This is a genomic window from Microbacterium sp. 5K110 (assembly GCF_005774735.1).
Taxonomy (GTDB): domain Bacteria; phylum Actinomycetota; class Actinomycetes; order Actinomycetales; family Microbacteriaceae; genus Microbacterium.
In genome coordinates this window covers 1-26,239 of the sequence record NZ_VBUM01000048.1, presented here as the reverse complement: position 1 = coordinate 26,239, position 26,239 = coordinate 1, and the positions used below count along the sequence as shown (strand labels likewise).

Annotated in this window: 25 protein-coding genes; 22 read left to right on the top strand and 3 right to left on the bottom strand. The window is 70.1% G+C overall.

Going from position 1 to position 26,239, the window contains the following annotated elements; all coding sequences use genetic code 11:
* Positions 1 to 102: 102 nt before the first annotated feature.
* Together FE256_RS11560 and FE256_RS11555 are read left to right on the top strand one after the other, a co-directional pair.
* The gene (locus tag FE256_RS11560; protein WP_138175750.1) at positions 103 to 1,416 is read left to right on the top strand and encodes a dihydrolipoamide acetyltransferase family protein; all 1,314 of its coding nucleotides are present in this window, start codon (positions 103 to 105) and stop codon (positions 1,414 to 1,416) included.
* A gap of 191 nt (positions 1,417 to 1,607) precedes the next feature.
* Positions 1,608 to 2,249: a hypothetical protein gene (locus FE256_RS11555; RefSeq protein ID WP_252370992.1), complete on the top strand. Its 642-nt coding sequence runs from the start codon at positions 1,608 to 1,610 to the stop codon at positions 2,247 to 2,249.
* Between the two features lie 117 nt (positions 2,250 to 2,366).
* Here FE256_RS11555 and FE256_RS11550 read toward each other — a convergent pair whose 3' ends face one another.
* Entirely contained in the window at positions 2,367 to 3,809 is a 1,443-nt protein-coding gene (locus tag FE256_RS11550; protein WP_138175748.1) for an MFS transporter, read from the bottom strand.
* A 126-nt stretch (positions 3,810 to 3,935) separates the two neighbouring features.
* On the opposite strand from FE256_RS11550, the gene FE256_RS11545 reads away from it, so the two are divergent.
* The 19 genes from FE256_RS11545 to FE256_RS11455 all read left to right on the top strand — a co-directional run bounded on the left by FE256_RS11545 (position 3,936) and on the right by FE256_RS11455 (position 22,512).
* Entirely contained in the window at positions 3,936 to 4,985 is a 1,050-nt protein-coding gene (locus FE256_RS11545) for a LacI family DNA-binding transcriptional regulator (RefSeq protein ID WP_212743509.1), read from the top strand.
* A 93-nt stretch (positions 4,986 to 5,078) separates the two neighbouring features.
* On the top strand, positions 5,079 to 6,371 hold the full coding sequence (locus FE256_RS11540) for an ABC transporter substrate-binding protein (RefSeq protein ID WP_252370991.1): 1,293 nt from the start codon (positions 5,079 to 5,081) through the stop codon (positions 6,369 to 6,371).
* A 67-nt stretch (positions 6,372 to 6,438) separates the two neighbouring features.
* Positions 6,439 to 7,323, top strand: coding sequence for a carbohydrate ABC transporter permease (locus FE256_RS11535; RefSeq protein WP_138175744.1), 885 nt, complete (start codon positions 6,439 to 6,441; stop codon positions 7,321 to 7,323).
* Between the two features lie 6 nt (positions 7,324 to 7,329).
* Positions 7,330 to 8,223 (top strand): carbohydrate ABC transporter permease, encoded by an 894-nt coding sequence (locus FE256_RS11530; protein WP_138175742.1) that lies wholly within the window; start codon positions 7,330 to 7,332, stop codon positions 8,221 to 8,223.
* Positions 8,220 to 9,260, top strand: a complete 1,041-nt coding sequence (locus tag FE256_RS11525; RefSeq protein ID WP_138175740.1) for an NAD(P)-dependent alcohol dehydrogenase — start codon at positions 8,220 to 8,222, stop codon at positions 9,258 to 9,260. The genes FE256_RS11530 and FE256_RS11525 overlap by 4 nt, the downstream gene beginning before the upstream one ends.
* Entirely contained in the window at positions 9,257 to 11,839 is a 2,583-nt protein-coding gene (locus FE256_RS11520) for a family 78 glycoside hydrolase catalytic domain (protein ID WP_138175738.1), read from the top strand. The genes FE256_RS11525 and FE256_RS11520 overlap by 4 nt, the downstream gene beginning before the upstream one ends.
* Before the next feature lie 90 nt (positions 11,840 to 11,929).
* The gene (locus FE256_RS11515) at positions 11,930 to 12,949 is read left to right on the top strand and encodes a metal ABC transporter solute-binding protein, Zn/Mn family (protein WP_138175736.1); all 1,020 of its coding nucleotides are present in this window, start codon (positions 11,930 to 11,932) and stop codon (positions 12,947 to 12,949) included.
* Positions 12,946 to 13,758 carry a metal ABC transporter ATP-binding protein gene (locus FE256_RS11510; protein WP_138175734.1) on the top strand — a complete coding sequence of 271 codons (813 nt, stop codon included), beginning with the start codon at positions 12,946 to 12,948 and terminating at the stop codon, positions 13,756 to 13,758. Before FE256_RS11515 ends, FE256_RS11510 begins: the two co-directional genes overlap by 4 nt.
* Positions 13,755 to 14,615: a metal ABC transporter permease gene (locus FE256_RS11505; RefSeq protein WP_138175732.1), complete on the top strand. Its 861-nt coding sequence runs from the start codon at positions 13,755 to 13,757 to the stop codon at positions 14,613 to 14,615. Before FE256_RS11510 ends, FE256_RS11505 begins: the two co-directional genes overlap by 4 nt.
* 49 nt (positions 14,616 to 14,664) lie before the next feature.
* A complete protein-coding gene (locus FE256_RS11500; protein WP_138175730.1) occupies positions 14,665 to 15,078 on the top strand; it encodes a Fur family transcriptional regulator in 414 nt (137 codons plus the stop codon).
* Entirely contained in the window at positions 15,059 to 16,093 is a 1,035-nt protein-coding gene (locus tag FE256_RS11495) for a permease (RefSeq protein WP_138175728.1), read from the top strand. The genes FE256_RS11500 and FE256_RS11495 overlap by 20 nt, the downstream gene beginning before the upstream one ends.
* Positions 16,086 to 16,943, top strand: a complete 858-nt coding sequence (locus FE256_RS11490) for a TIGR03943 family putative permease subunit (RefSeq protein WP_138175726.1) — start codon at positions 16,086 to 16,088, stop codon at positions 16,941 to 16,943. Before FE256_RS11495 ends, FE256_RS11490 begins: the two co-directional genes overlap by 8 nt.
* Positions 16,933 to 18,339 carry a hypothetical protein gene (locus FE256_RS11485; RefSeq protein ID WP_138175724.1) on the top strand — a complete coding sequence of 469 codons (1,407 nt, stop codon included), beginning with the start codon at positions 16,933 to 16,935 and terminating at the stop codon, positions 18,337 to 18,339. The genes FE256_RS11490 and FE256_RS11485 overlap by 11 nt, the downstream gene beginning before the upstream one ends.
* On the top strand, positions 18,336 to 19,034 hold the full coding sequence (locus FE256_RS11480) for a DNA-3-methyladenine glycosylase (protein WP_138175722.1): 699 nt from the start codon (positions 18,336 to 18,338) through the stop codon (positions 19,032 to 19,034). The genes FE256_RS11485 and FE256_RS11480 overlap by 4 nt, the downstream gene beginning before the upstream one ends.
* Positions 19,035 to 19,173: 139 nt before the next feature.
* The gene (gene rpmB / locus FE256_RS11475; protein WP_013584774.1) at positions 19,174 to 19,410 is read left to right on the top strand and encodes a 50S ribosomal protein L28; all 237 of its coding nucleotides are present in this window, start codon (positions 19,174 to 19,176) and stop codon (positions 19,408 to 19,410) included.
* Positions 19,410 to 19,580: a 50S ribosomal protein L33 gene (gene rpmG / locus FE256_RS11470; RefSeq protein WP_013584775.1), complete on the top strand. Its 171-nt coding sequence runs from the start codon at positions 19,410 to 19,412 to the stop codon at positions 19,578 to 19,580. The genes rpmB and rpmG overlap by 1 nt, the downstream gene beginning before the upstream one ends.
* A gap of 4 nt (positions 19,581 to 19,584) precedes the next feature.
* Positions 19,585 to 19,890, top strand: coding sequence for a 30S ribosomal protein S14 (rpsN, locus tag FE256_RS11465; RefSeq protein WP_013584776.1), 306 nt, complete (start codon positions 19,585 to 19,587; stop codon positions 19,888 to 19,890).
* Between the two features lie 259 nt (positions 19,891 to 20,149).
* Positions 20,150 to 20,437: an HU family DNA-binding protein gene (locus tag FE256_RS11460; protein ID WP_022878194.1), complete on the top strand. Its 288-nt coding sequence runs from the start codon at positions 20,150 to 20,152 to the stop codon at positions 20,435 to 20,437.
* Between the two features lie 77 nt (positions 20,438 to 20,514).
* Complete coding sequence (locus FE256_RS11455) at positions 20,515 to 22,512, top strand: bifunctional copper resistance protein CopD/cytochrome c oxidase assembly protein (protein WP_138175720.1); 1,998 nt, start codon at positions 20,515 to 20,517, stop codon at positions 22,510 to 22,512.
* Positions 22,513 to 22,527: 15 nt separating this feature from the next.
* Here the strand turns inward: FE256_RS11455 and FE256_RS11450 are convergent, their stop codons facing one another.
* Both FE256_RS11450 and FE256_RS11445 read right to left on the bottom strand, forming a co-directional pair.
* Positions 22,528 to 23,610 (bottom strand): hypothetical protein, encoded by a 1,083-nt coding sequence (locus tag FE256_RS11450; RefSeq protein WP_138175718.1) that lies wholly within the window; start codon positions 23,608 to 23,610, stop codon positions 22,528 to 22,530.
* A 54-nt stretch (positions 23,611 to 23,664) separates the two neighbouring features.
* Positions 23,665 to 24,276, bottom strand: a complete 612-nt coding sequence (locus FE256_RS11445) for a TetR/AcrR family transcriptional regulator (protein WP_138175716.1) — start codon at positions 24,274 to 24,276, stop codon at positions 23,665 to 23,667.
* 93 nt (positions 24,277 to 24,369) lie between these two features.
* On the opposite strand from FE256_RS11445, the gene FE256_RS11440 reads away from it, so the two are divergent.
* Positions 24,370 to 26,239, top strand: a 1,870-nt coding sequence (locus tag FE256_RS11440) for a cellulase family glycosylhydrolase (RefSeq protein WP_171024311.1), incomplete at its 3' end; no start/stop codon positions are given.

Here is a 26,239-nt window from a genome sequence, read left to right as displayed (position 1 = left end):
CCCCGCCCCCGTGGACCGCGAGACTGCAGCCCCCTGACGAGACAGCGGCATTCCGCCGCCGTCTCGTCAGTGAGATGCTGTCTCGCGAGCAAAGGACACACCGTGACCGAGCAGACTTTCGTCCTCCCCGACGTCGGTGAAGGACTCACCGAGGCCGAGATCGTCCAGTGGCGCGTCGCGCCGGGCGACGAAGTGGCCGTCAACGACGTCCTCGTCGAGATCGAGACGGCCAAGTCGTTGGTCGAACTCCCCTCGCCCTTCTCCGGAACCGTGGGCGAGTTGCTCGCGACCGAGGGGGCCACGGTCGAGGTCGGCGCCCCGATCATCACGATCGGATCGGTGGATGCCACGCCCCCCGCGCCCGCGGCACCGACCACGGTCCCCGAGGCCGACGACCCGGGCGGCGCCGTCCTGGTCGGGTACGGCACGGGTGGCGCGGTGTCGTCGCGGCGGCGGAAGCCGGCGGAGCGCCCGGTCACGGCATCCGTCGGTGTCGTCGCCAAGCCCCCGATCCGCAAGCTCGCCCGCGACCTCGGCGTCGACCTCGCGACGGTGACCCCGAGCGGTCAGGCGGGCGAGGTCACGCGCGATGACGTGGTGAAGCACGCCGAGCAGGCGAGCGTCTTCCGCAACATCGAGACGCCCGAGTGGGGTGCCGTGCGCGAGGAGACGATCCCCGTCCCGGCTCCGGCCGCACCGGCGCCCGTCGACGACGCGCGCGAGGAGTCCATCCCCGTCCGCGGCGTCCGCAAGGCCACCGCCAACGCCATGACCTCGAGCGCGTACTCGGCGCCGCACGTCTCGATCTGGGTCGACGTCGACGCCTCGCGCACGATGGAGCTGGTCAAGCGGCTCAAGGCGTCACCCGACTTCGCCGATGTGAAGATCTCCCCGCTGCTGATCATGGCGCGCGCCGTGATCTGGGCGCTGCGCCGGACGCCGATGGTCAACGCGACGTGGGTCGACACCGACGACGGTGCGCAGATCCGCGTGCGCCACTACGTCAACCTCGGCATCGCCGCCGCCACCCCGCGGGGCCTGCTGGTGCCGAACATCAAGGATGCGCAGGCGCTGAACACGCGCGAGCTCGCCCGCGCCCTGCAGGACCTGACCCTGACCGCGCGCGAGGGCAAGACGACCCCCGCCGATCAGGCCGGCGGCACGTTCACGATCACGAACATCGGCGTCTTCGGCGTGGATGCCGGCACCCCGATCATCAACCCCGGCGAGGCCGGCATCATCGCCCTCGGCGCGATCCGGCAGAAGCCGTGGGTCGTCGACGGCGAGGTGCGCCCGCGCTGGGTGACCACGGTGTCGGGCTCTTTCGATCACCGCGTCGTCGACGGCGACGGGATTTCGCGGTTCATCGCGGACGTGGCATCCGTTCTGGAAGAGCCGGCGCTGCTGCTCGACTGAGGCGCGGATCGGGCATTGCCAGGTTTCTGCCAGGGTTTCCCGCGATCGCCGTCAGGGCGCGGATCGTGGCGCGCGGGAGGTGCCCCGGATCGGCATCCCGCCGGTTTCTCACCCATCCGATTCCGGGGTCCTCTTCGGATGACCCTTCGTGCGACGGAAGCGTCGCCGACGGAAACGGAAAGGGAAACCTGATGCGTACGTACAACACGAAGACCCGAATCGGCATGATCGCTGCGGCCGGAACCGGAGCGGCGGCTCTCGCCGTCGCCGGACTCGCGCTGCCGGCCTCGGCCGACGACAACGTCACCTCGACGGATGCCTCGACGACCGCGACGCAGTTCGTTGACGCGTCCGACCCGTTCTACACGTGGGTGAGCGGCCTCATCGAGAGCGGCGACTTCACCGCCAGCCCCCAGACCGCGGTCGGTGACATCGCGAACATCGGGCCCCTCGTGCAGGGACCGCTCGTGAGCGACTCGCTCAACGGCGACGTCGCCTCGGGCAACCAGACCCCGGTCGTCTCCGGTAACGACACCACGGCGCCCATCGGTTCCGGCAACGACACCTCGGCGCCGATCGGTTCGGGCAACGACCTCGGTTCCGGCAACGACGTGACGGCCCCGATCGACGCGCCCGTGGGCTCGGGCAACGATGCGGACGTCTCGACCGGTGACGCGGACGTCTCCACCGGTGACGCCGACGTCTCCACGGGCGACAACGGCGCCTCGGTGGACGACATCTCCGGTTCGGTGGATGACGTCGTGGGTGACGTCACGTCCGGTGTCGATGACGTGGTCGACGGTGCGCTCGACCTCGGCGGCATCCTGCGCTGATAAGGCGGGACTTTCAGCGGCGTCACCCTTCGGGGTGGCGCCGCTTCCGCGTGAGGGGTCAATATTCGTCGCCTGACCACGCTGCGAAGCGACAGAAACTGACCCCTCACGCGGGCGTCACTCCGGCAGCGCGGGATGCCGTTCGCTCGGCGTCTGACGCGTGGGAATCAGGAGCGCGAGGACCAGCGCGACGATGGCCGCGCCCAGGCCCAGCGCGAACGAGACGCTGAAGGCCTGCGCCGTCGGCACCCGGGTGTCGCCCTCGCCGGTCGAGAGCGTGGCCAGGACGACCCCGACGATCGCGGCGGCGGTACTCGTCCCGAGCGAGCGCGCGAGAGCGTTCAGCCCGTTCGACGCGCCGGTCTCGCTCGGCGGAACCGACCGCATGATGAGCATGGGCATGGCGGCGTAGCCGAAGCCGATCCCGAAACCGATGAGGATGTTGGCCACGACGAAGTGCCACACCTCGGTCGAGAACACCAGGCTGAACCCGTAGGCGACGATGAGCGACACCGCGCCGGCGACCAGCAGCACACGCGGTCCGATCGTGCGCGCCAACGCTCCCGAGAGCGGCGAGAGGACCATCATGACCAGACCCGACGGCATCACGACGAGACTCGCGGCCAAGAGCGACAGGCCGAGGCCGACACCGGTGGCGACGGGCAGCTCGAGCATCTGCGGATACGCGACGTTCGAGGCGAACAGCGCGAAGCCCATCGCGATCGACGCGAGGTTGGTCAGCAGCACCGGGCGACGGGCAGCCACGCGGAGATCGAGCAGGGGACTGTCGATGCGCAGCTCGTACCAGCCCCAGGCGAGCAGGATCAGGATGCCGCCGGCGGCCAGTCCGAGGGTGAGCGGCGACGTCCAGCCCCAGGTGTTGCCGCGCGACACGGCCAACAGCACACCGATCAGTCCGACCGCGAGGCCGGCGGCACCGAGGTAGTCGAATCGACCGGCCGTGCGCAGCACGCTGACCGGGACGATCCACACGGTGAGGGCGAAGACGATCGCGCCCAGCCCGCCAGCGATCCAGAACAGCCAGTGCCAGTCGGCGTTCTCGGCCACCAGAGCGCTGATCGGGAGTCCGAGGGCGCCACCGACCCCCAGCGTCGCGCTCATCAGCGCGACCGCGCTGTCGACGCGGTTCTCGTGGAGCACGTCGCGCATGATCGAGATGCCGAGGGGCACCACGCCCACGATCGCTCCCTGCAGGGCTCGACCGACGATCAACCCGATGAGGCCCGTGGAGAGCGCGGCGATCACGGAGCCGAGCATCATGACCGCCAGCAGAGCCAGCACGATCCTCCGCTTGCCGTACATGTCGCCGAGGCGACCCGCGATCGGGGTGATGACCGCAGCGGCGAGGAGGGTCGACGTGACGACCCAGGCGGTGTCGTCGCGCGAGGCGTTCAGCAACTGGGGGAGCTGCGACTGGATGGGCACCACGAGGGTGAACATGAACGACGAGCAGAGGCCCGCGAGGGCCAGGACGAGCACGACGGGACCCTGCGGGGTGCTCCGGGACAGTCTTCTGCGCGCCTTCTCGTCCCGTGACATCGATGCCAGGTTATCCGCCCGGGCGGGGGAGGCGCGCCCGGGGGCTCCGTTTTGAAGCGCATCAAACTCGCTCGTCGATCCAGTAGCATCCCAAACAGACGGTCGGGGTCGACGAAGGGGGCGCGGGTGCCGAACGGGAAGCAGACGCCGAGCATGTCGGACGTCGCCCGGGTCGCCGGTGTCGCTCTGGGGACGGTCTCGAACGTGCTCAACCACCCGGCGAAGGTGTCGCCGGCCACCCTCGCGAAGGTGCAGGGCGCGATCGCCGAGCTCGGCTTCGTCCGCAATTCCAACGCCCAGCAGTTGGCGGCGGGGCGCTCGAGCAGCATCGGCCTCGTCGTCATCGACATCAGCAACTCGCTCTTCGTCGACATTGCGCGTGGCGCTCAGCGCTTCGCGGCCGAGCTGGGCATGAACGTCCTCGTGGCCAACAGCGACAACCGCGCCGATCAGCAACGGGCGGATCTCGATTTCTTCGACGAAGCCCGGGTCAGCGGCATCCTGCTCGCTCCGATGGAGGATGCCAGCGGCGACGTCGCCCGCATCCGCAGTCACGGCCGCCCGACCGTCGTCCTCAACTACGACTCGGGCAAGGGCGATTGCTGCCAGGTGCTCGTCGACAACGAGCAGGTGGGCTATCTGGCTGCTCGCCACCTCATCGACATCGGACGCACGCGACTCGCCTTCGTCGGCGGACGCGACTACCTGCAGCCCGTGGCCCTGCGCCGTCGGGGTGTGCGACGCGCGGTCGCCGAAGAGGGCGGGCGCGTGTCGCTGCAAGAGGTCCCGACCGAGAACCTCGACCCTCCCGGCGGTCTGCGGGCGGGGGAGGAGCTGGCTGAAGAAGTGCGCGCCGGCCGGCTCGACGGGGTCATCGCCGTCACCGACCTGCTGGGCATGGCGATCATCCAGGTCTTCAACGCGCAGAGCATCGCCGTGCCGCACGACGTGGCGGTCATGGGATGCGACCACAACTCGGCCGCGTGGGGCGGGATGATCCCGCTGACCTCGGTGCAGATGCAGGGTCTGGACATGGGGCGGGAGGCGGTGCGACTGCTCATGGCCGAGATCGAGGACGGGCCGGTGCACGAGCACGTCACGACGTTGCTGCAGCCCGAGCTCGTCATCAGGGAGAGCACGGTCGGTCGCCCGCGAGCAGTGGCCGGGGAAATCTGAAGCGTTTCAAAAAGTTCTTGACGATGTCGTGACGACCTTGCATAATCCTCTTGAAGCGCTTCAATGAGCGAGGCGCGTTTTCGAGGAGGAAAAGTGTCCACAGCATTCACGCGCTCACGTCGGGCCGCCGCGATCGTCGCGACCGGTGCCGCCGCGGTCCTGGCTCTCACGGCATGCGCCGGTGGCGGCAACGCCGGCGGAGGGTCGTCGTTCTCGTTCCTGGTCAACCAGGAGAACACCACGATCCCCGAGCTGCTCACGAGCCTCAGCACCGACCAGTGCAAGGCCGAGAACGAGGCGCAGCCGTTGCAGGTCGAGACCGTGCCGCAGACGCAGCTCGACCAGAAGCTGCAGCTCCTGGCCGGCCAGAACGCGCTCCCCACGCAGTACGCCGCGGGCAACGCTCCCGCGCTCACCAAAGAACTGGCCAAGGGCGGCCAGGTGCTCGACCTGAACAAGACCCTCACCGACCTCGGTGTCATCGACAAGATCGAGCCCGCCGCGATCTCGACCATCGAGCAGCTCTACGGCGGCTTCAACGTCCTGCCGTACCAGTACAACATCGAGGGCATCTGGTACAACAAGAAGCTCCTCAGCGACAACGGCATCCAGGCGCCCGAGTCGTGGGACGAGCTCACCGCCGCTGCCGCGAAGCTACAGGGCGCGGGCGTCCAGCCCTTCGCGGCCTCGGGAGAGCAGGGCTGGCCCCTCACCCGCCTCATCAGCGGTTACATCTTCCGCGACCTCGGTCCCGACGCGCTGCAGAAGGTCGCCGACGGCGAGGCGAAGCTGACCGACCCCGAGTACGTCGCCGCCGCCCAGGCGGTCGCCGACCTGGGTACCGCGGGCTACTTCGGTCAGGGCGTCGGCTCGATCGACTACGACACCGCGTTCAACAGCTTCCTCACCGGCAAGGCCGCCTTCTTCTACATGGGCAGCTGGGCGCTGGCGAACTTCGCCGACGCGTCCGCGAACCAGATCGGCTCCGAGAACATCGGCTTCCTGCCGTTCCCGAACGTCACCGGCGGCGCCGGCGACTCGAGCCAGACCCCGGCCAACGTCGGTCTGCCGATGGCGCTGTCGGCGAAGGCGTACAACGACAACACCGGCAAGTGGCTGACCTGCATCGCGAACAACTACGGTGCCGAGTCGCTCTCCGAGGCCGCCACGATCTCGGGCTTCAAGGTCGACGGTGACGTCAAGGTCGACGACCTGACCGCGCTGGTCCAGGATCGGATCTCGTCCACCAAGGAATCGGTGCTGTGGTTCGAGGCGCTCTTCAGCGCCAAGGCCACCGAGACGAGCCAGAAGAACGCCGCACAGCTGATCACCGGTGCGATCTCGCCGCAGGACTTCATGGGCCTCGTGCAGGCCGACCTGCGCTGACGCATCCTCCGGGGGTGGGGGCGGCCATCACCGCCCCCACCCCTCGCCCCACCTCTAAGGAAGACCCATGCACAAAGTCCTCGGCGATCCGCGCGCCATCGCGCTGCTGCTCGGCCCGGCACTCATCGTCTACACCCTCGTCATGCTCATCCCGGTGGTGTGGTCGCTCGGCTACACGCTCTTCGAGGGCAACGCGATCTCGGGGTTCGAGTTCGTCGGGGTCGACAACCTGGCGCGCTTGTTCACGGACCCCCGCGTCGGCGAGGCGCTGCGGTTCACGCTGCTGTACGCCGTGATCATCACCGTCGGCCAGGTGCTGCTCGGGTACCTGCTCGCCCTGTTCTACGTCTTCGTGCTCCGCAACCGCGGAAGCGTCGTGCGCACCCTGGTCTTCTTCCCCGTCATCATCCCGACGGTCGCCGTGGCCCTGATGTTCCAGAAGCTGTTCGAGGTGGCGCCGCAGACCGGCCCCGTGAACGCGCTGTTGAACGTGTTCGGGGTGGCATCCGTCGATTGGTTCGGCAGCCCGGTGAGCGCGATTGTCGTCCTGGTCATCATGGACCTCTGGCGCTCGATGGGCTTCTACGCCGTTCTGCTGTACACGGGCCTGCTCGACATCCCCGACGACATCATGGAATCGGCGCGGCTCGACGGGGCGAACGGCTGGCGTCTGGTCCGCAGCATCGTGCTGCCGCTGTCGCTGCCGGTGCTGCTGTCGTCGGTGATCTTCTCGATCAACGGCACGCTCAAGGTCTTCGACTCGATCGTCGCGCTGACCAACGGTGGACCGGGAACGGCCACGACGCCGTTGACCCTCTACATGTTCCAGACCTCGTTCAGCTACGGCGAATACGGCTACGGCGCCTCGATCGCGCTGCTGCTGACGATCCTGTGCCTGATCGTGACCGTCTTCATCTTCCGGTCGTCTCGCCGCGACGTCACGAAGGGCTGATCCCGCATGTCCACCGCCACCCTTCCCCAGTCCCCCGACCGGCTCCGCACGCGCCGCAAGCCCGCCCCGCGGGCCGGAGCACTGCGCCGCACCCCCGGCACGGTCCTGATCGTCCTGCTGGTCGCCATCGAGGTGCTCCCTCTGCTGTGGCTGCTGATGAACTCCTTCAAGAGCCAGGACGAATTCCTCAACGCCCCCACGTGGGCGCTGCCCCGCGAACTGAACCTGCAGAACTACGTCGACGCGTGGGTCACGGGCAACATCGGCCAGTACCTCGGCAACAGCATCGTCGCGGTGTTCCCCGCCCTGGCCCTCATGCTGCTCCTCGGCGTCGCCGCCGGCTTCGTGCTCGAGGTCATGGTCTTCCGCGGGCGGAGCGGCATCCTGCTGCTGTTCCTCGCGGGCATCATGGTGCCCGGTCAGATGATCCTGCTGCCGTTGTTCTCGGTCTACTTCCAGGCCGGGATCACCGGTTCGCTGTGGCCGCTCATCATCACGTACACCGCGACGGGTCTGCCCCTCACCGTGTTCATGATGGCGACGTACTTCCGCGCGATCCCGCGCGAGGTGTTCGAGGCCTCGACGCTGGACGGCGCGTCGATCTTCCGGTCCTTCTTCTCGATCGCGCTGCCCATGGCGCGCAACTCCATCGTCACGGTCGGCCTCGTGCAGTTCTTCTTCTTCTGGAACGACCTGCTCATCGCCCTGACCTTCACCAACTCCTCGCAGCTGCGCACGGTGCAGGTGGGATTGCTCAACTTCACGGGGCAGTTCGGCGCGACGCAGTACGGGCCGCTCTTCGCCGCCATCTGCATCAACGTCTTCGGCATCCTGGCCATCTACCTCGTGCTGAACCAGCGCATCATGGCGGGCCTGGCCAGCGGCGCGGTGAAGGGATGACCGCCCCGGCGACGATCCGCGCGGCCGTGATGACGGCGATCGACACGACCGAGATCGAGACGCGGCCCGTGCCCGCCCTCGGCGCGCACGAGGTGCTCGTCGAGGTGCGCGCCGTCGGCATCTGCGGCTCCGACGTGCACTGGTACCGCGACGGGCGTATCGGCTCCACGCGCGTCGAGGATCCGCTCGTCCTCGGGCACGAGGCATCCGGTGTCATCGTCGAGGTCGGCGCGGACGTCTCGCGCGACCGTGTCGGCGCCCGTGTGGCTCTCGAGCCCGGCGTCCCGTGCGGACGATGCGCGCAGTGCCGCGCCGGTCGGTACAACCTGTGCCCCGGTGTGCGCTTCTTCGCGACCCCGCCGATCGACGGTGCCTTCGCGACGCACGTCGTGATCGCCTCCGACTTCGCGCACGACGTGCCCGACGCCGTCGACGACGACGAGGCCGCGCTCATCGAGCCGCTCGCGGTCGCCCTGTGGGCCGTCCGGAAGGCGGCGGTCGGGATCGGCGACCGTGTGCTCGTCAGCGGCGCGGGCCCCGTCGGCCTGCTCGTGCTCCAGGTCGCGCGTGCCGCGGGTGCCGAGGTGCGGGTCAGTGACGTCTCTGCCGAGCGGCGGAGCGTCGCCACCGAGCTCGGTGCCACCCGGGTCATCGACCCGCTCACCGAGCCGCTCCCCACCGACACCACGGTGCTCATCGAGTGCTCGGGGGTGTCGTCGGCGATCCGCGCCGGAATCACGGCCCTGGCCCCCGCCGGCCGTGCGGTGCTCGTCGGAATGTCCGCCGACGGCGACGTGACGCTGCCGCTGGACGTGATCCAGTCGCGCGAGATCGCCCTGACCGGCACGTTCCGCTACGCCCACCAGTACCCGGATGCCATCGAGCTGGCGGCGACCGGCCGAGTGAATCTGCGTCGCCTCGTGACCAGCGTGCACGCGCTCGGCGACGTGCACACCGCGCTCCTCCTCCCCGGGGGAGACCGCACAGCCCTCAAGCCCATGATCCACCCGCAGCAGGATGAGACGACCACCGCATGACCGTTGACGTATCCCCCCTCACGTTCGAGCACCTCCGCGATGCCCTCGGCATCGGTGTGGCCGCTCCGCGGCTGTCGTGGAAGACCGACGCCCCCGCGGGGTGGCGGCAGACCGCGTACGAGATCGAGATCGTGACGGAACGCGGCGTCGAGACTTCCGGCGTCGTGCAGAGCGCCGAGTCGGTGCTCGTCGATTGGCCCTTCGCGCCGCTGGCGTCGCGCGAGCGTGCGACGCTGCGCGTCCGGCTCTTCGGCGCGGACGACACGGCATCCGCGTGGTCTCCCGCCGCGCGCGTGGAGGCCGGACTCCTGGATGCCGAGGACTGGATCGCCGGCGTCGTCGGGCCCGCGTGGCCCGAGGAGCCCGAATCGCTGCGCCGTCCTCCGCGCGTCCGCCGGTCGTTCGAGGTCGCCTCGGACGTCGCGCGCGCCCGCCTGTACGTCTCGGCGCACGGTCTGTACGAGGTCGAGATCAACGGTCGCCGGGTCGGCGACGACGCGCTGTCCCCGGGCTGGACCGTCTACGGCGAACGCTTGCGGTACTACACGTACGACGTGACCGAGCACCTCCGCGCGGGAGCGAACGCGATCGGCTCGTGGCTCGCGGACGGCTGGTACCGCGGGCGTCTCGGCTTCCACGGCGGGTACCCCAACCTCTACGGCAGCGACATCGGCCTCATCGCTCAGCTCGAGATCGAGCACGCCGACGGCACCCGGACGGTCATCGCCACCGACGACGCGTGGGAGGCGGCCCCGAGCCCCATCCTGACCACCGGCATCTACGAGGGCGAGCACTACGACGCACGCCTGCAGCGGGCCGATTGGGCCGCCGCCGACGCCGCAGACTGGACGCCCGCGCGCCTGCTCCCCGTCGATCACTCCACGCTCGTCGCCCCCGAGGGGCCGCCGGTGCGCTGCACCGAAGAGCTCGAGCCGGTCGCGGTGACGCGGTCGGCGACGGGTGGGTGGGTCCTCGACTTCGGCCAGAACATCTCGGGGCGTCTGCGTCTGCGGCTCACGGCCGACGAGGGGCAGATCATCACGCTCCGGCACGCCGAGGTCCTGCAGGACGGCGAGCTCTACACCCGTCCGCTGCGCGGGGCCGCGGCGACCGACGTGCTGGTGGCGGACGGCGAAGAGCAGGAGTGGGAGCCGCGGTTCACCATCCACGGCTTCCGGTACGCCGAGGTCACAGGGTGGCCGGGCGAGGTCGCGCCGGGCGCGATCGTGGCCCGGGTGTACCACACCGACATGGAGCGCACCGGCTGGTTCGACTCGTCGGATCCGCTGCTGAACCGCCTCCACGAGAACGTGCGGTGGTCGATGCGCGACAACTTCGTCGACATCCCCACCGACTGCCCGCAGCGCGACGAGCGCCTCGGCTGGACCGGTGACCTGCAGGTCTTCGCGCCGGCGGCATCCTTCCTGTACGACTGCTCGGGGATGCTGCGCTCGTGGCTGCGCGACGTCGCCGTCGAGCAGCTCCCCGACGGAACCGTTCCCTGGTACGTGCCGGTGATTCCGGGCGGCGAGGAGTGGACGCCGATCCGTCCGGGCGCCGCGTGGGGCGATGTCGCGGTGCTGACGCCGTGGACCCTCTACCGGCAGTTCGGCGACGCGCGGATCCTGCGCGACCAGTACGACTCGGCGCGCAAGTGGGTCGACCTCGTGGCGCGCCTGGCCGGCCCGTCCCGACTGTGGAACACCGGTTTCCAGCTCGGCGACTGGCTCGACCCCGCCGCTCCTCCGCATGACCCCGCGGATGCCACGACCGACCGCTACCTCGTGGCGACGGCGTACTTCGCGTGGTCCAGCCTGCACCTGGCGAAGTCCGCCGAGGTGCTCGGCCGGGCCGAGGACGCCGCCGCGTACGCCCGCCTGGCCGCGGAGGTCCGCGAGGCCTTCCGCGGGGAGTACGTCACGGCCTCGGGGCTGCTCAGCAGCGACGCGCAGACCGCGTACGCGCTGGCGATCGAGTTCGAGCTGTACTCCGATGTCGCCGAGCGCGACGTCTGGGGCGCACGCCTCGCCGAGCTGGTGCGCGCCGGCGGCAACCGCATCGCCACCGGCTTCGCCGGAACGCCGCTCATCACCGACGCGCTGACGCGTTCTGGGCACGTCGAGGTCGCCTACGACCTGCTGCTCGAGAAGGAATGCCCGTCGTGGATGTACACGGTGCTCTCGGGCGGGACGACCACGTGGGAGCGGTGGGACAGCCTGCTGCCCGACGGCACGGTCAACCCCGGGGGCATGACCTCGTTCAACCACTTCGCCCTCGGCGCGGTCGCGGACTGGATCCACCGCACGGTCGCGGGCCTCGCCCCGGTGGAGCCCGGCTACCGTCGCATCGCCTTCGCGCCGCGACCGGGTGGCGGGCTCACCCACGCCGCGGCCGAGCACGAGACCCCGTACGGACGCGCGGCGGTCGCGTGGCGCATCGAGGACGAGCAGCTCCACGTCGAGGTGCGCGTGCCCACCGGTGCGACGGGTGTCGTCAGCCTCCCGGACGGTCGCGAGTTCGAGGTCGCCGCGGGCGTGCACACCTTCGCCGCGCCGGTCCCGGCGCCCGTCGGCGCGTGAGCGGACGGCATCCCCTCCCTTCGCGGGCGGGGATGCCGTTCCCTCGATGCTGATGTTGAGAACGATTATCGTCAGCGATACAGTGGGGGCATGACCCGACGCGTTCTCGTTCCCCTCGTCCTCGGTGCGGCTTCCGTGCTCGCCCTCGCCGGTTGCGCCGGCGGCACCCCCGCGGCGGGCGGCTCGACCGACGATGCCGGCAAGGTCTCGGTCGTGGCATCCACGAACGTCTACGGCTCGATCGCCCAAGAGATCGGCGGAGACTTCGTCGACGTCACCGCGATCATCACCTCGACCGCGCAGGACCCGCACGAGTACGAGGCCAGCGCGCAGGACCAGCTGACCCTCAAGGGCGCCCAGCTCGTCATCGAGAACGGCGCCGGCTACGACTCCTTCATGGAGTCGCTCATCGAGGCCAGCGGCTCGTCGGCCGAGGTCCTCACCGCCGTCGCGTACAACCACGACTACCCGGGCGCCGAGTCGCACGACCACGCCGACGACGCCTCGGCGAGCCCCGCGCCGAGCGAGACCGCGGACGACCACGGTCACGACCACGCCGAGGGCGGCGGCCACGACCACATCGAGGGCTTCAACGAGCACGTCTGGTACGACCCGCACACCGTCGAAGACCTCGCGAAGGCGATCGCCGAGCACCTCGGGGAGCTCGCCCCCGACCACGCGGCCGACTTCACCGCGAACGCCGAGACGTTCACGACGAAAATCGCCGGTCTCGAGGATTCGCTCGGCCAGATCGAGGCGAAGGATGCCGGGGCGAAGGTCTTCGTCACCGAGCCCGTGCCCGTCTACCTGATCGAGGCCGCGGGTCTGTCGAACGCGACCCCGAACGAGTTCAGCGAGTCGGTCGAAGAGGGTCGGGACGTGCCCCCCGCCACGCTGCTGGAGTCGCTGCAGCTGATCGAGTCGGGCCAGATCGCGGTCATGATCGTCAACCCGCAGACCGGCGGCGCCGAGACCACCCAGGTCATGGACGCGGCCAAGGCGAAGAACATTCCGGTGCTGGAGTTCACCGAGACGCTCCCCGAGGGCCAGACTTACATCTCGTGGATGCAGAGCAACATCGCCGCACTGTCGGACGCCCTCCCGGCGTGAGCGACGCCCCACCCCTGCGCATCCGCGGAGCGGCCCTCGAACGCGGCGGCCGTGAGCTGTGGGCCGGGCTCGACCTCGAGGTCGAGCCCGGCGAGCTCGTCGCCGTCCTCGGCCCGAGCGGCTCCGGCAAGACGACGCTGCTGCGCGCGATCCTCGGCCTGGAGCGGCTGAGCCGCGGGACGATCGAGGCGCTCGGCTCCCCGGTCCGTCGAGCGGGGAACCGTCACATCGGCTACGTGCCGCAGCAGCGGCCGCTTCCGCGCGAGACGCCGTTGCGCGGACGCGACATCGTCGGACTCGGCGTCGACGGCCACCGGTTCGGCCTTCCGCTCTCGCGCCGCAAGGACCGTGCGCGCATCGACGGACTGCTCGAGGCGGTCGGGGCGACGGCCTTCGCCGACCGCCCGGTGGGCCTGCTCTCGGGAGGCGAGCAGCAGCGGTTGCGGGTCGGGCAGGCGCTCGCCGACGACCCCCGGCTGCTGCTGTGCGACGAGCCGCTGACCAGCCTCGACCTGGCGAACCAGCAGGCGGTCGTGCGACTGATCGATCGGCACCGTCGTGAGCGCGACGCCGCCGTGCTGCTGGTCACCCACGACGTCAACCCGGTCCTCGCGCACGTCGACCGCATCCTGTACATCGCCCACGGCCGTTTCACGCTCGGCACGCCCGACGAGGTGCTCACCAGCGAGACGCTGACCTCGCTCTACGGCGCCCCCGTCTACGTGACGCGGGCGGGCGGCCGGCTCGTCGTCGTCGGCGCCCCCGACGCCGAAGAGGCCCATCACCACCACGACGAGGACGACGCATGAACTGGGCCGACGTGGGCAACGCGCTGTTCGGCGGCGTGAGTCAATACGGCGCGATCCTCGAGCTGGTGCAGAACTCCGTCTACGCCGGCGCCGTGCTGGGGCTCGTGGGCGGACTCATCGGCGTCTTCGTGATGCAGCGCGACATGGCGTTCGCGGTGCACGGCATCAGCGAGCTGTCGTTCGCCGGTGCGGCGGTGGCCCTGCTGATCGGCGTCGACGTCGTCTCGGGCTCGATCGTGGGGTCGCTCATCGCCGCGGCGATCATCGGTCTGCTCGGTGCGCGCGCCCGCGACCGCAACTCGATCATCGGCGTGCTCATGCCGTTCGGCCTGGGTGTCGGCATCCTGTGCCTGTCGCTCTACAACGGGCGCAGCGCCACCCGGTTCAGTCTGCTGACCGGCCAGATCGTCTCGGTGCAGAGCGCGCAACTGGGGTGGCTCGTCGTCATCGGGCTCGTCGTCCTGATCGCGCTGCTGATGATCTGGCGCCCGCTGCGCTTCGACTCCCTCGACCCGCAGTCCGCCGCCGCCCGCGGCGTGCCGACGACGGCGGTGTCGCTGGGATTCATGCTGCTGCTCGGCCTGATCGTCGCCGTCGCGGTCCACATCATCGGGGCGCTCCTGGTGATGGCGCTGCTGGTCACCCCGGCCGCGGCCGCGATGCGGGTGGCATCCGGTCCGTTGTCGGTGCCGCTGCTCGCGGCCCTGTTCGGCTTCGTGTCCGCGGTGGGCGGCGTGCTGCTCGCCGTCGCGGGGACCCTGCCGGTGAGCCCGTACATCACCACGATCTCGTTCCTCATCTACCTCGTGTGCCGTCTCGTCGGAGCGCGCCGCGACCGCACGACGCGGGCGCTGTAGCCGCCGGCGTCCCCAGCCGTTTCACCGGTCGCCTCGCTAGACTCGGGGTATGGTCCAGCGCAATACGTGGCAGCGCGAGCGCGTGCGCGAAGCGCTGTCCGGTGCGGGCGGCTTCGTCAGCGCGCAGGCGCTGCACGCGACCCTGCGCGAAGAGAACACCGGTATCGGCCTGGCCACGGTGTACCGCGCACTCGCCGGACTCGCCGCCCAGGGTGATGCCGATTCACTGCAGAGCCCCGAGGGCGAGAATCTCTTCCGCGCGTGCGAGACCCGCGGCCACCACCACCACCTGATCTGCCGGTCGTGCGGCGTCGCGGTCGAGATCGAGGCCGACGCCGTCGAGGAGTGGGCGCAGCGCACCGCCGCCCAGCACGGTTTCTCGCAGGCCGAGCACGTGGTCGACATCTTCGGCGTGTGCGCCGCGTGCGCTCAGGCGCGCGCTCGTGAGCGTGGCGACGACTAGTCGATCCGTCACGTCGGCGCCCCCGCGCACCGGCGTCACGCGCACCCTCGTCGCCCTCGGCCTGGGTGTCGTCGTCATCGCCGCGCTCTTTCTCATCGATGCGTTCGCTCCGACGTTCTTCGCCGCCCCCCTGCCGACCCGCGCCCAGGACGGACTGACGCTCGCGCTCAGCGTGCTCATCGAGTCCCTGCCGTTCGTCGTGCTGGGCGTCCTGCTCTCGATCGTCGTGCAGGTGTGGGTGCCCCCGGGAGCGATCGAGCGATGGATGCCACGAGCCCCCTGGGCCCGCCGCGCCGTGCTGTCGCTCCTGGGCATGTTCATCCCGGTGTGCGAGTGCGGCAACGTGCCCTTCGCCCGGGGTCTGCTCATGCGGGGGTTCCGCGTCTCGGACACGCTCACGTTCCTCGTCGCGGCCCCGATCGTGAACCCGATCGTCATCATCAGCACGCACGCCGCGTTCGGCTTCAGCGACGGCATCCTCGTGGCGCGCCTGATCGGCGGCTTCCTCGTCGCCAACCTCATCGGGTGGCTGTACAGCCGGCATCCCGATCCCGACAAGCTGCTCACCGAGAGGTTCCTCGAGACGTGCGAGATCGTCGTGCAGGAGCGCGGCGGCCGCGGGCGCCGCTCGCTCGCGCAGTTCGTCGTCGAGCTGCGCTCGGTCATGCCGGCGCTCATCATCGGCTCGCTCATCGCCGGCGCCGTGCAGGTGCTGATCCCCCGCAGCGCGCTGCTGGCGATCGGCTCGGATCCCGCGCTGTCGATCGCGGCGATGGTGCTCCTGGCGGTCGTGGTGTCGCTGTGCTCGAACGTCGACTCGTTCTTCGCCCTGTCGTTCGCCTCGACCTTCACGCCCGGATCGATCGTGGCGTTCCTCCTGGTCGGACCCGTCGTCGATCTGAAGATGTATGCGCTCCTGCGCACGACCTTCACGACGCGCGTGCTCGTCGGGCTCACCGCCGTCGTGGTGCTGTCCGCCTTCGCGATGGGAACGGTGGTGAACCTCCTTGTCTAGAACGGGTGCTCTCGCGACACGGTGGCTCGGCGTCGGGCTCACCTCGTGCCTGGCCGTCACGACGATCGCACTGTGGCTCACCGGCCGCATCGCGCTGTACGTGAACCCCGATTCGGCGTGGTTCGCCATCGGCATGGCCGTCGTCGCCGTCGTCGGCTCGATCGCGACGTTCGCCCTGCCGCTGGGCGCCGAAGCGGATCACGGACACGATCACGAGCACGGGCACGCTCCGGCTCCGGCTCCCGCCCGTCGCGAGGCGTTCGCGCACGCCGATCACCAGCACGCCGACGCCCCCGACGACCACGACCACGCCGCCCACGACCACCTCGCCGCGCGGCCGCGACTGACACCCGGCGGGATCGCCGCGTTCAGCGGCGGGCTCCTCGCCTCGGGCGCGGTCATCGCGGTGCTGCTGACCCCGCCCGCCTCGCTGTCGGCCGAGCTCGCGGTCTCGCGCGACGTCGGTGCCCCGCCGCTGTTCGTCGGCTCGGACGTCGTGACCCTCGCCGCCTCGGGCGACACCTCGACCTTCGGCATCGGCGACTGGTCGGCGATCTTCGCCCACGCCACCAACCCCGAGACCTTCGACGGCAAGCCCGTCACGCTCACGGGTTTCATCACGCCCGGGCAGGACGGCGCGAGCTTCGACCTCACGCGCCTGGTCATCACGCACTGCGTCATCGACGCGCAGACCGCCCGCTTGCCGATCACCGCGACCGGCTCCGCACCGGGGACGGGGCAGTGGGTCACGGTGACCGGAACCGTGCGGTCCACGGGCGACGGCGCGCTCGAGGTCCGCGCCGACCAGGTCGCGGCCATCGACGAGCCGACGGACCCGTATGAGTACTGACTCCCGCCGCGCCCGCGCGCGTCGCCGCCGCGGTCGCGGATTCGTCCTCGCCTTCGCGGCGGTCCTCGGGGCACTGGTCCTGGTCGGCGGTGTGGGCGGTGTCGTCGCCGTGGCGCAGGGGCCGCGCGTGACCGACGTCCAGGTCGACCCCGCCGCCGCCATCGCGGCATCCGGCGCCCGCGTCATCCTCACCACGACGCAATCGCTCGAGAAGATCGACCCCGCGCAGGTCGAGGTCGAGCCGGCGACGCCGTTCACCGTCGACACCTCGGGGCGGAGCGTCGGCATCCGGTTCACCCTGCCGCTCCGCGACGACTCCGACTACCGCGTGACCGTGCGCGACGTGCGCGGGCTCGGTGCCGGGCCGGCGTCCGAGCTGAGCGAGACGTTCCGCACTCCGCCGCTGCACGCGTTCCTCATGCAGCGCGGCACCCCCGAGGGCGACACGATCTTCCGCACCGATCTGAAAGGCGAGGCGGGCCTGCCCGTCTTCACCCACGAGCACATCGAGGACTTCCGCGCCACGGCGAACCACCTCGTCGTCTCGGTGCGCGAGGGCGATCGGGCCCGTGTCGTCGTGACCGATCTCGACGGGCAGAACGCGCATGACATCGCGCTGCCGGGCCCGGGGTTCGTGTCCAACCTGCAGTCCGCCGATCGCGGTGAGCGCGTCGGCTTCACTTTCTCGGATGCCACCCTCGGCGCCGCGGGAGGGCGTGAGAGCAAGCTGTTCACGGCATCCGCCGCCGACGACGCGCCGCCGGTCGAGGTCGGCCTCAACGGCGGCGATGTGCGCGTGGCCGACTGGCGCTTCGTGCCCGACACCGACAGCATGCTCGTGCTCACGTTCGACTCGCGGCTGCTGCTCACCGATGCGCAGGGCGGAAACGCCGCGCCGCTCGGCAGCGCGGTGTCGATCGACGGGATCGCCCGCGGGTCGTCCATCGCGATCGTCGAGCGGCTCGAGGGGATCCGCGAGATCGACCTCACCGACGGGTCCGAGCAACCTCTCGAGGAGCCGGTGGACCCGCCCGGGATGCCGGGTCGGGCGACGCCCGTCCCCGGTGCGGGCGCGGGCACGATCCGCTCCTTCGCCGACATCGACGCCGACGGCGCCTATCGCGCCACGACGATCGGACACGTCGACACCGACGGCACCGTGCGCCCTCTGCTGGAGGTGCCGGGCAGCGACACGGTGCTGCAGACGTGCGTGTCGCCGAGCGGCCGCTACGCCGCGGTGCTCGTCGCGCCGCAGGCGATCGACAATCCCTTCGACCGGTACCAGCTGCCGCTGCCGGGCCGCCTGCTGACCCACCTGGTCGAGATCGACACCGGGCAGGAGCTCGTCGCGCTGCAGGGCTTCGACCTGTCCTGGTGTCAGGTGCCGCCCGGATGACGCGACCCGCGTCCCGCGTGGATCTGGCGGCGCTGCCGGTCGAGGTCGCGCCGACCCTGCTCGGCGCGCACCTCGAGACGGACGTCGCGGGGGAGCGCGTCGTGCTCCGCATCACCGAGGTCGAGGCGTATCACGGGCTCGGCACGGGCGATCGCCCCGACCCCGGCTCGCACGCCCGCGGCGGACCGACGGCGCGCAACGCGACGATGTGGGGCGCGCCGGGACACCTGTACGTGTACCTGAGTCATGGCATCCATTCCTGCGTCAACGTCGTGTGCGGTCCGGAAGGGATTGCGGGCGGCGTGCTTCTGCGCGGCGGCGAGGTCCTGGAGGGCGCCGAGGTGGCGGAGCGGCGGCGCCGCGAGCGCGGGGTCGTGCGGGCGCGAAACGATCTCGCGCGGGGCCCCGGACGGCTGGGGGATGCCGTGGGCCTGCGGCATCCGGTCCACGACGGGATCGACGCCGTCACCGGGGCGGAGCACGCGGGGGCCCGGGCGCGCCTGCTGCTGCCGGAGCACCCCGCCTCGGCCGTCTCGTCGGGGCCGCGCGTCGGGGTCGCCGGGATCGCGGGAACGGCGGCGTTCCCGTGGCGCTTCTGGCTCACCGGCGACCCCACGGTCTCGGCGTTCCGGTGGGGGCGCGGCGCGGCCGAGGCGGCGGGCCGTCAAGGCGACACGCCGAGCGTGCTAGACTGATCGCTTGTCTGCGCGCACTCCAGCGCGTGGTACGTACCCCTCCCTCTGATCCCGGCCTCGTGCTGTGTCCAGAACGGGGTGCAGACAAGGGATCTTGGGTGACACCGTCCGGTGTCACGGTACAGAAGGAGACATCACCATGGCAGCAGTGTGCCAGGTGACTGGAGCGGTTCCCGGCTTCGGTCACAACATCTCGCACTCGCACCGCCGGACGAAGCGCCGCTTCGACCCGAACGTGCAGAAGAAGACCTACTTCGTTCCGTCGCTGGGTCGCAACATCAAGCTCAACGTCTCGGCGAAGGGCATCAAGGTCATCGACGCGCGCGGTATCGAAGCCGTCGTCCGTGACCTGCAGGCGAAGGGCGTGAAGCTGTAATGGCGAAGAAGGCTCAGGACGTCCGTCCGATCATCAAGCTGCGTTCGACCGCCGGCACGGGGTACACCTACGTGACGCGCAAGAACCGCCGCAACAACCCCGACCGCATCGTGCTCAAGAAGTACGACCCGGTGGTGCGCAAGCACGTCGACTTCCGAGAGGAGCGCTAAGCACATGGCCAAGAAGAGCAAGATCGCGCGCAACGAGCAGCGCAAGGTCGTCGTCGAGCGCTACGCCGCGAAGCGCGCCGAGCTGAAGAAGACCCTGGTCGACCCGACCGCGACCGACGAGGCCCGCGAGGCCGCCCGCGTGGGCCTGCAGAAGCTGCCCCGCAACGCGTCGCCCGCGCGCGTGCGCAGCCGCGACGTCATCGACGGCCGCCCCCGTGGCGTGCTGACGAAGTTCGGCGTCTCGCGTGTCCGCTTCCGCGACATGGCGCACCGTGGCGAGCTGCCCGGCGTGACCAAGTCGAGCTGGTAAGCACCCGTTCACGATCGAAGGGCGAGGGTTCCGAAAGGGGCCCTCGCCCTTCGGCGTTCGGCGTCTCGCGGCCCTCACGGTTCACACGCGTCACATCCGACACGCGACACGCGGGTGCGTCTGGGGCGAAATCGGTCAAAATCCGCGTAATTCCGCGGTTCGGTTGATACTGTCGAGGCGGTCTCCCGACCACCGAGGAGGAACCCTCCTCGTCCGATGTAACGAGAGGCGACACGAGCGTCGCCTGGAGGACAACCACATGGCCGACAAGTCCATCACCAAGACCGAGCTCGTCGCGAGCATCGCCAGCGCGACCGGGCAGAGCCAGTCCGCCGTGTCGAGCGTGCTCGACTCCCTCTTCTCCACCGTCTCCGAGGCGGTCGCCAAGGGCAGCAAGGTCTCGATCCCCGGCTGGATCGCGTTCGAGCAGGTCGCCACCTCGGCTCGCACGGGCCGCAACCCCCAGACGGGCGAGGAGATCTCGATCCCCGCGGGCAAGCGCGTCAAGGTCACCGCCGGCTCGAAGCTGAAGGCCGCCGTCAAGTAAGACGTCGTAGACCTCGAGAGGGGGGATGCCACCCGGCATCCCCCCTCTTGCGTTCTGCGGCGACGTAGGCTTGGGGGGTGAATCCCCGAGCCCTGCGCGTGGCCGGACCCGTCATCCTGATCGTGGTCGCGGCTCTCAGCGTCGTCGCGGGTCTCGCCTACGGCGGCGGTGCGGCCCCCTCGCTCCTGGCCGACCCCGGACCCGTCGTGCGCTGGGGACTCCCGGTCGCCACGCTCGTGGTCAACCTGTCGGCGGCGACGATGGTCGGGTCTCTCGTGCTCGCGCTGTTCGCCCTGCGCGCGGGGGAGCGAGAGTTCGAGATCGCCCTGGACACGGCATCCATCGGCGCGGCGGTCTTCACCGTCTCGGCAGCGGCGACGGGATTCCTGACGTTCCTCAACGTCATCAACGCCACCCCCACCCTCGACGCGGTGTTCGGCCAGCAGCTCGGACGCTTCCTCGTCGAGACCGAGATCGGCCCCGCGTGGCTCCTCACGACGATCGCCGGTGCGGTTCTCACGGTGCTCACTTTCGCCGTGCGTACGTGGGTGCCGACCCTCCTCGTGGCCATCCTCGCCCTCGCCTCGCTCATCCCCATGGGCACCCAGGGCCACGCCGGAACCGAGGCGAGCCACACCGCGGCGGTCACGTCGCTGGTGCTGCACATCATCGCCGCGGCCGTCTGGCTCGGCGGGCTCGTGCTGCTCGTGGTCGTCCGCCCGGCGATGAACCGCTCACAGCTGCAGACGGTCATGCTGCGGTATTCCTCGATCGCCCTCGTGGCGTTCCTCGTGGTGGCCGTATCCGGCACGGTGCGCGCCTCGATCGGCCTGGTGGGCTGGCAGAACCTGTTCTCGCCCTACGGCGTGCTCGTGCTCGTCAAGGTCACGGCGCTCGTCGCGATCGGCGTGCTCGGCGCCTGGTACCGCCGCCGTCTCATCGCCCGCATGGACGACCAGAACGGGTCACGGCGGTTCTGGGGCGTCATTCTGCTGGAGCTGGCGTTCATGGGCGTCGCGAGCGGCGTCGCCGTCGCTCTGGCGCGTACGCCTCCGCCGGCCAACGAGCTGCCCCCGATCGGTCGCACACCCGCCGAGGTGCTGACTGGGTCGCCCTTGCCGCCCGAGTTCACCATCGACCGCTGGTTCACCGCGTGGGACATCGACCTGCTGTGGGCCTTCGTGGCGGGTTTCGGTCTCTTCTTCTATCTCGCCGGCGTCTGGCGCCTGCGCCGGCGCGGCGACGCGTGGCCGCTCCACCGCACCGTCCTGTGGTCGCTCGGCATGCTCGCGGTGTTCTGGGTCACCTCGGGTCCGCTCAACGTCTACCAGGATTACCTGTTCAGCGTGCACATGATCGAGCACATGCTGCTGTCGATGGCGATCCCGCTGCTCCTGGTGTCCGGTGCTCCCGTGACCCTCGCCGCGCGGGCCATCCGCAAGCGCGATGACGGCACACGCGGGGGCCGGGAGTGGATCATGTGGGCGGTGCACAATCCGGTGGCGACGGTGCTCACCAACCCCTACGTCGCGGCGGGCCTGTTCATCGGGTCGCTGTGGGCGTTCTACTACACCGACCTGTTCCGGTGGTCGCTGTACGACCACGTCGGCCACATCTGGATGGTGGCCCACTTCCTCATCACCGGATACCTGTTCGTGCTGAGCCTCATCGGCATCGATCCCGTCCCCTACCGGTTGCCCTACCCGATGCGGCTCATCGTGCTCATCGGAGTCATGGCGATGCACGCCTTCTTCGGCATCGCGATCATGATGAACTCCGGGCTCATGGCGGCCGAGTGGTTCGGGGCGATGGGCCGTCAGTGGGGCGCCACGCCGCTGCAGGACCAGTACACCGGTGGCGGTGTCGCGTGGAGCGTCGGCGAGATCCCGACGCTCATCCTCGCCATCGCCGTCGCGATCCAGTGGAGCCGCAGCGACGAGCGCCAGCAACGCCGACGCGATCGCCACGTCGACCGGGTGGGCGATATCGAGCTCGACGAGTACAACGCCGAGCTCCAGCGAATGGCCGATCGCGACGCCCGCGTGGCCGAACGCCAGGCGGCGAAGGGGCGCTGAGGCCGGTTCCCGCCGTCAGTCGGCGCGGCCGCCGACGGCGATGGATGCCGACCCGTCGGGGCGTACCGTGATCTCGCCGTCGACGGTGAACGGGACGTCTTCCTTGACGGTGCGCACGGACCCGTCGAAGATCGAGCGGATGTCGACCTCGATGTGGGCGACGGCCTTGGCCTGGGGGATCCGCCAGCCCGCGCCGTCGGGCACGACCGTGACGGTCGGCTGCTCGGTGATCGACCAGGTCGGGGCGTCGTCGATGCGGTTGCGGACCGTGAAGCCGAAGGGGCACCCGGTGGGCTGGAGCACCTTCTGCTCGGCGCACGAGCTGAGGAAGTCCTCGACGCGCTGCTGCACGACCGAGACGAACTCCTCGGTGGGCTCCGCCTGCACGTCGATCGGGACGCCGGTCAGTGGCGCGTCGGCCAGGATCGCGACCCCCGGGGTGGCGGAGATCGCGGTGTTCACGGACACCGAGTACAGGCCGGGCGAGAACACGAGCAACGGTACGGCCGCACTCGGATCGGCATCCACGCCGTCGACCGACACCTGGCGCTTGTCGATCTCGAAGCCGTTGACCGAGAACCTCATGGAGCCGCGCACGGTGAGATCGACCACCGCCAGGGGGCTCACCTCGAAGCGCCAGCGCGGGACCACGCCCGTCCACCCGTCCTGGCCGACGGTGAAGGCCGTGCGGCCGCTGTAGGTGCCGGCGCGGTACTCGACCGTGACGCGCGTGACGTCACCGTCGGCGGTCTCGTCGACCACGCGGGCATCGGTGATCGACTGCAGCGCGTCGGTGCGCAGGAGCGCCTCGGACGAGGTGGCGGGCAATCCCGCCGCCTCGAGCTCGGTGGAGTCCACCGCGACGCCCGGCACCGCCAGGGCCTCGGCCGCGCGGCGGTCCTGCAGCAGGTCGAGGTAGTGCAGGACGAAGGCGCGGGGGCTGTACAGCTCGCGGTAGGCGGCGGCGGTCCCGGCGCCGAGCGCGGCGATCAGCAGGATGCCGATGACGCCGAGGATCGTGAGGTCGCGAGCCAAGCGGCGCGGACGCGTCGGAGCAGCACCCGTAGGCGCTGCCGGGCCCCCATCCGTCGCGTGCACGGACCCAGTCTAGGAAAGGCGCCTGCGTACAAGCGGAATGCGTCGGTGGGCTGACTATCCGGGTGTCTCGATGTCCGGGCTCGACGGGGGTCTCAGGAGCCCGATGAAGTCTGCGAAGGCGCCTTGCACGTCGACCGACTCGTCGAGCAGCCACTGCAACTGCAGGCCGTCCATGACGGCCGCCAGGAGGATCGCGGCGCTCGCCGGGGGGATGGTGACGGCGGGGGTGTCGCCCGGAGAGGCCTCCAGCTCGGCGGAGAACTCCCGTCGGATGCGCTCGTATCGCGACGTGAAGAACGCGTGGGCGGGGTGCTCGCGCGAGACGGCCTCGCCCGACACCGTGGTGAAGATCTCGGTGATGGCGGGTTCGTCAAGGGTCTGGTGCAGCAGTGCGCCCAGGGCGTCCAGCAGATCAGTGCCGTGGATGTCGGCCTGCTGGGCCTGATGCTCCTCGTCGCGCTGCGTCAGGACCGCCACGAGCAGCTCGTCCTTGGTCGCGAAGTGGTGCCGCAGTCCGGTGAACGTGATACCCGCATCCTCGGCGATTCCGCGCATCGAAGCCCCGTTGTACCCCAGCTGGGCGAACGTCCGGCGCGCGGCCGCGAGGATGTTCTGCCGCTGTGCCGCGGACTTGGCGTACGGGCCTCGGCTGCGCTTCTGATCCACGGGCTCAGCGTAGCTCGATGAAAATATTGCACGTGAGCTGTTTTCGAGTTATCGTCATTCCGTTCAACGACGACGTGAATGAGATGGAGCGACGTGGCGACGACGACATTCGACCGGCCGATGCGGGCGATGGACGACACGTGGATCGGTGTCAACTTCTGGTCGCGCGCGGGCGGTCCGCACATGTGGCGGCAGTTCGACGAGGCGGTGGTGGCGGAGGAACTCGCCCTTCTCGCGGAGCACTCGCTCACGGTGACGCGGACGTTCTTCTTCTGGCCCGACTTCCACCCCGAGCCCTACCGCATCGACGAGGAGAAGTGCGCGCTGTTCGCCCGTTTCCTCGATCTCCACATCGAGGCGGGGCTGCGCACGATCCCGACCTTCATCGTCGGCCACATGTCGGGGCAGAACTGGGATCCCGCGTGGCGCGGGGGCCGTGACCTCTACAGCGATGTGTGGATGGTCGGGCGGCAGGCGTGGTTCATCGGTGAGATGGTGAAGCGGTTCGCGGGACATCCCGCGGTGTCGGCGTGGCTCGTCTCGAACGAGATGCCCCTCTACGGCGGCGGCGGTGGGCTCATGGGCCCCGCCGAGCAGACGAACAAGGAAGCCGTCCGCACGTGGGGCGAGCTCATGGTCGCGGCCGTCCGCGCCGCCGGCGGAACGCAGCCCGTGTCGCTCGGGGACGGGGCCTGGGGCAGCGAAGTCATGGGCCAGGACAACGGCTTCCGCCTCAGCTGGACCGCTCCCCTCATCGACTGGATCGGGCCGCACTCCTACCACATGAGCGACGACCCGGTCCGGCAGCACCTCATCCCCGCGTTCAACGCCGAGCTCTGCGCCCCCTTCGGCCGGCCCGTCGTGCTCGAGGAGTTCGGCGTCACCAGCGAGTTCGCGTCGCACGAGAACGCCGCCGACTATTACCGCCAGGTGCTGCACTCGACCCTCGCCGCCGGGGTGACCGGATGGCTCGGGTGGAACAACACCGACTTCGCGATCCCGGATGCCGAGCCCTACTCGCACCACCCGTACGAGATGAACTTCGGGCTCACGACCGCCGACGGCACGCCCAAGCCCGCGCTCGGCGAGCTCGCGTCCTTCGCCGCCACCGTCCGGGAGCACGATCTCGCCCGTGCGCGCCGCGTCGCGTCGAGGACCGGCATCCTGGTCAGCGCCTTCCTCGACGGCGACTACCCCTTCTGGAATCCGGAGGAGGCCGGTGGCATCCGGGATTCGCTCCTCGAGGGGTACATCGCGGCTCGCTTGGCGGACCTGCAGCCGGGCTTCGTTCGTGAGACGCGCGGCATCCCGGCTCTTCCACTGCTGCTCGTGCCGGCCACCAAGCCGATCACCGCGCCGGCGGCCCGCGGTTTGCAGGCTGCCGCCGAGCAGGGGTCGACCGTGTGGGTCAGCTTCTGCTCCGGTGAATCCCTCAACCAGCGCGGATGGTGGTGGCCGGACGTGAACGCGAGCTTCGGCATCCGTCAGCAGGCTCGCTATGGGCTCACGCGCCCCGTCGAGGGCGACACCGTGACGTTCCGCTTCGACCGCGACCTCGGTGACATCGCCGCGGGCGAGGAGATCACGCTGCCCGTCGGCGGGTCGGCCGTCGCCCGGGTCATGCTGCCGGTCGAGGCGGACGACTCCGCGGTCATCGCGCGCGACGGTCTCGGCCGCCCGGCCATCGTCGAACGCGTGACGGGCGACGGGCGCCTGCTCCTTTGCACCTACCCCGCGGAACTCCACGCCGCGCGCGTGCCGTTCGTCGAACGCGCCGGTCTCGTGCGGCTGTACCGCGCCCTCGGCGAGGTCTCCGGCGCCCGCGAAGTCGTCTCGACGTCGTCGGACGACGTCTTCGCCGATCTGCTCGTGCACCCCGACGGGCCCGAGTTCGCCGTCGTCGTGAGTCAGGCGGACGAACCGCGCGACGTCCGTCTGACCACCCCGCGGGGCTCTCGAGACC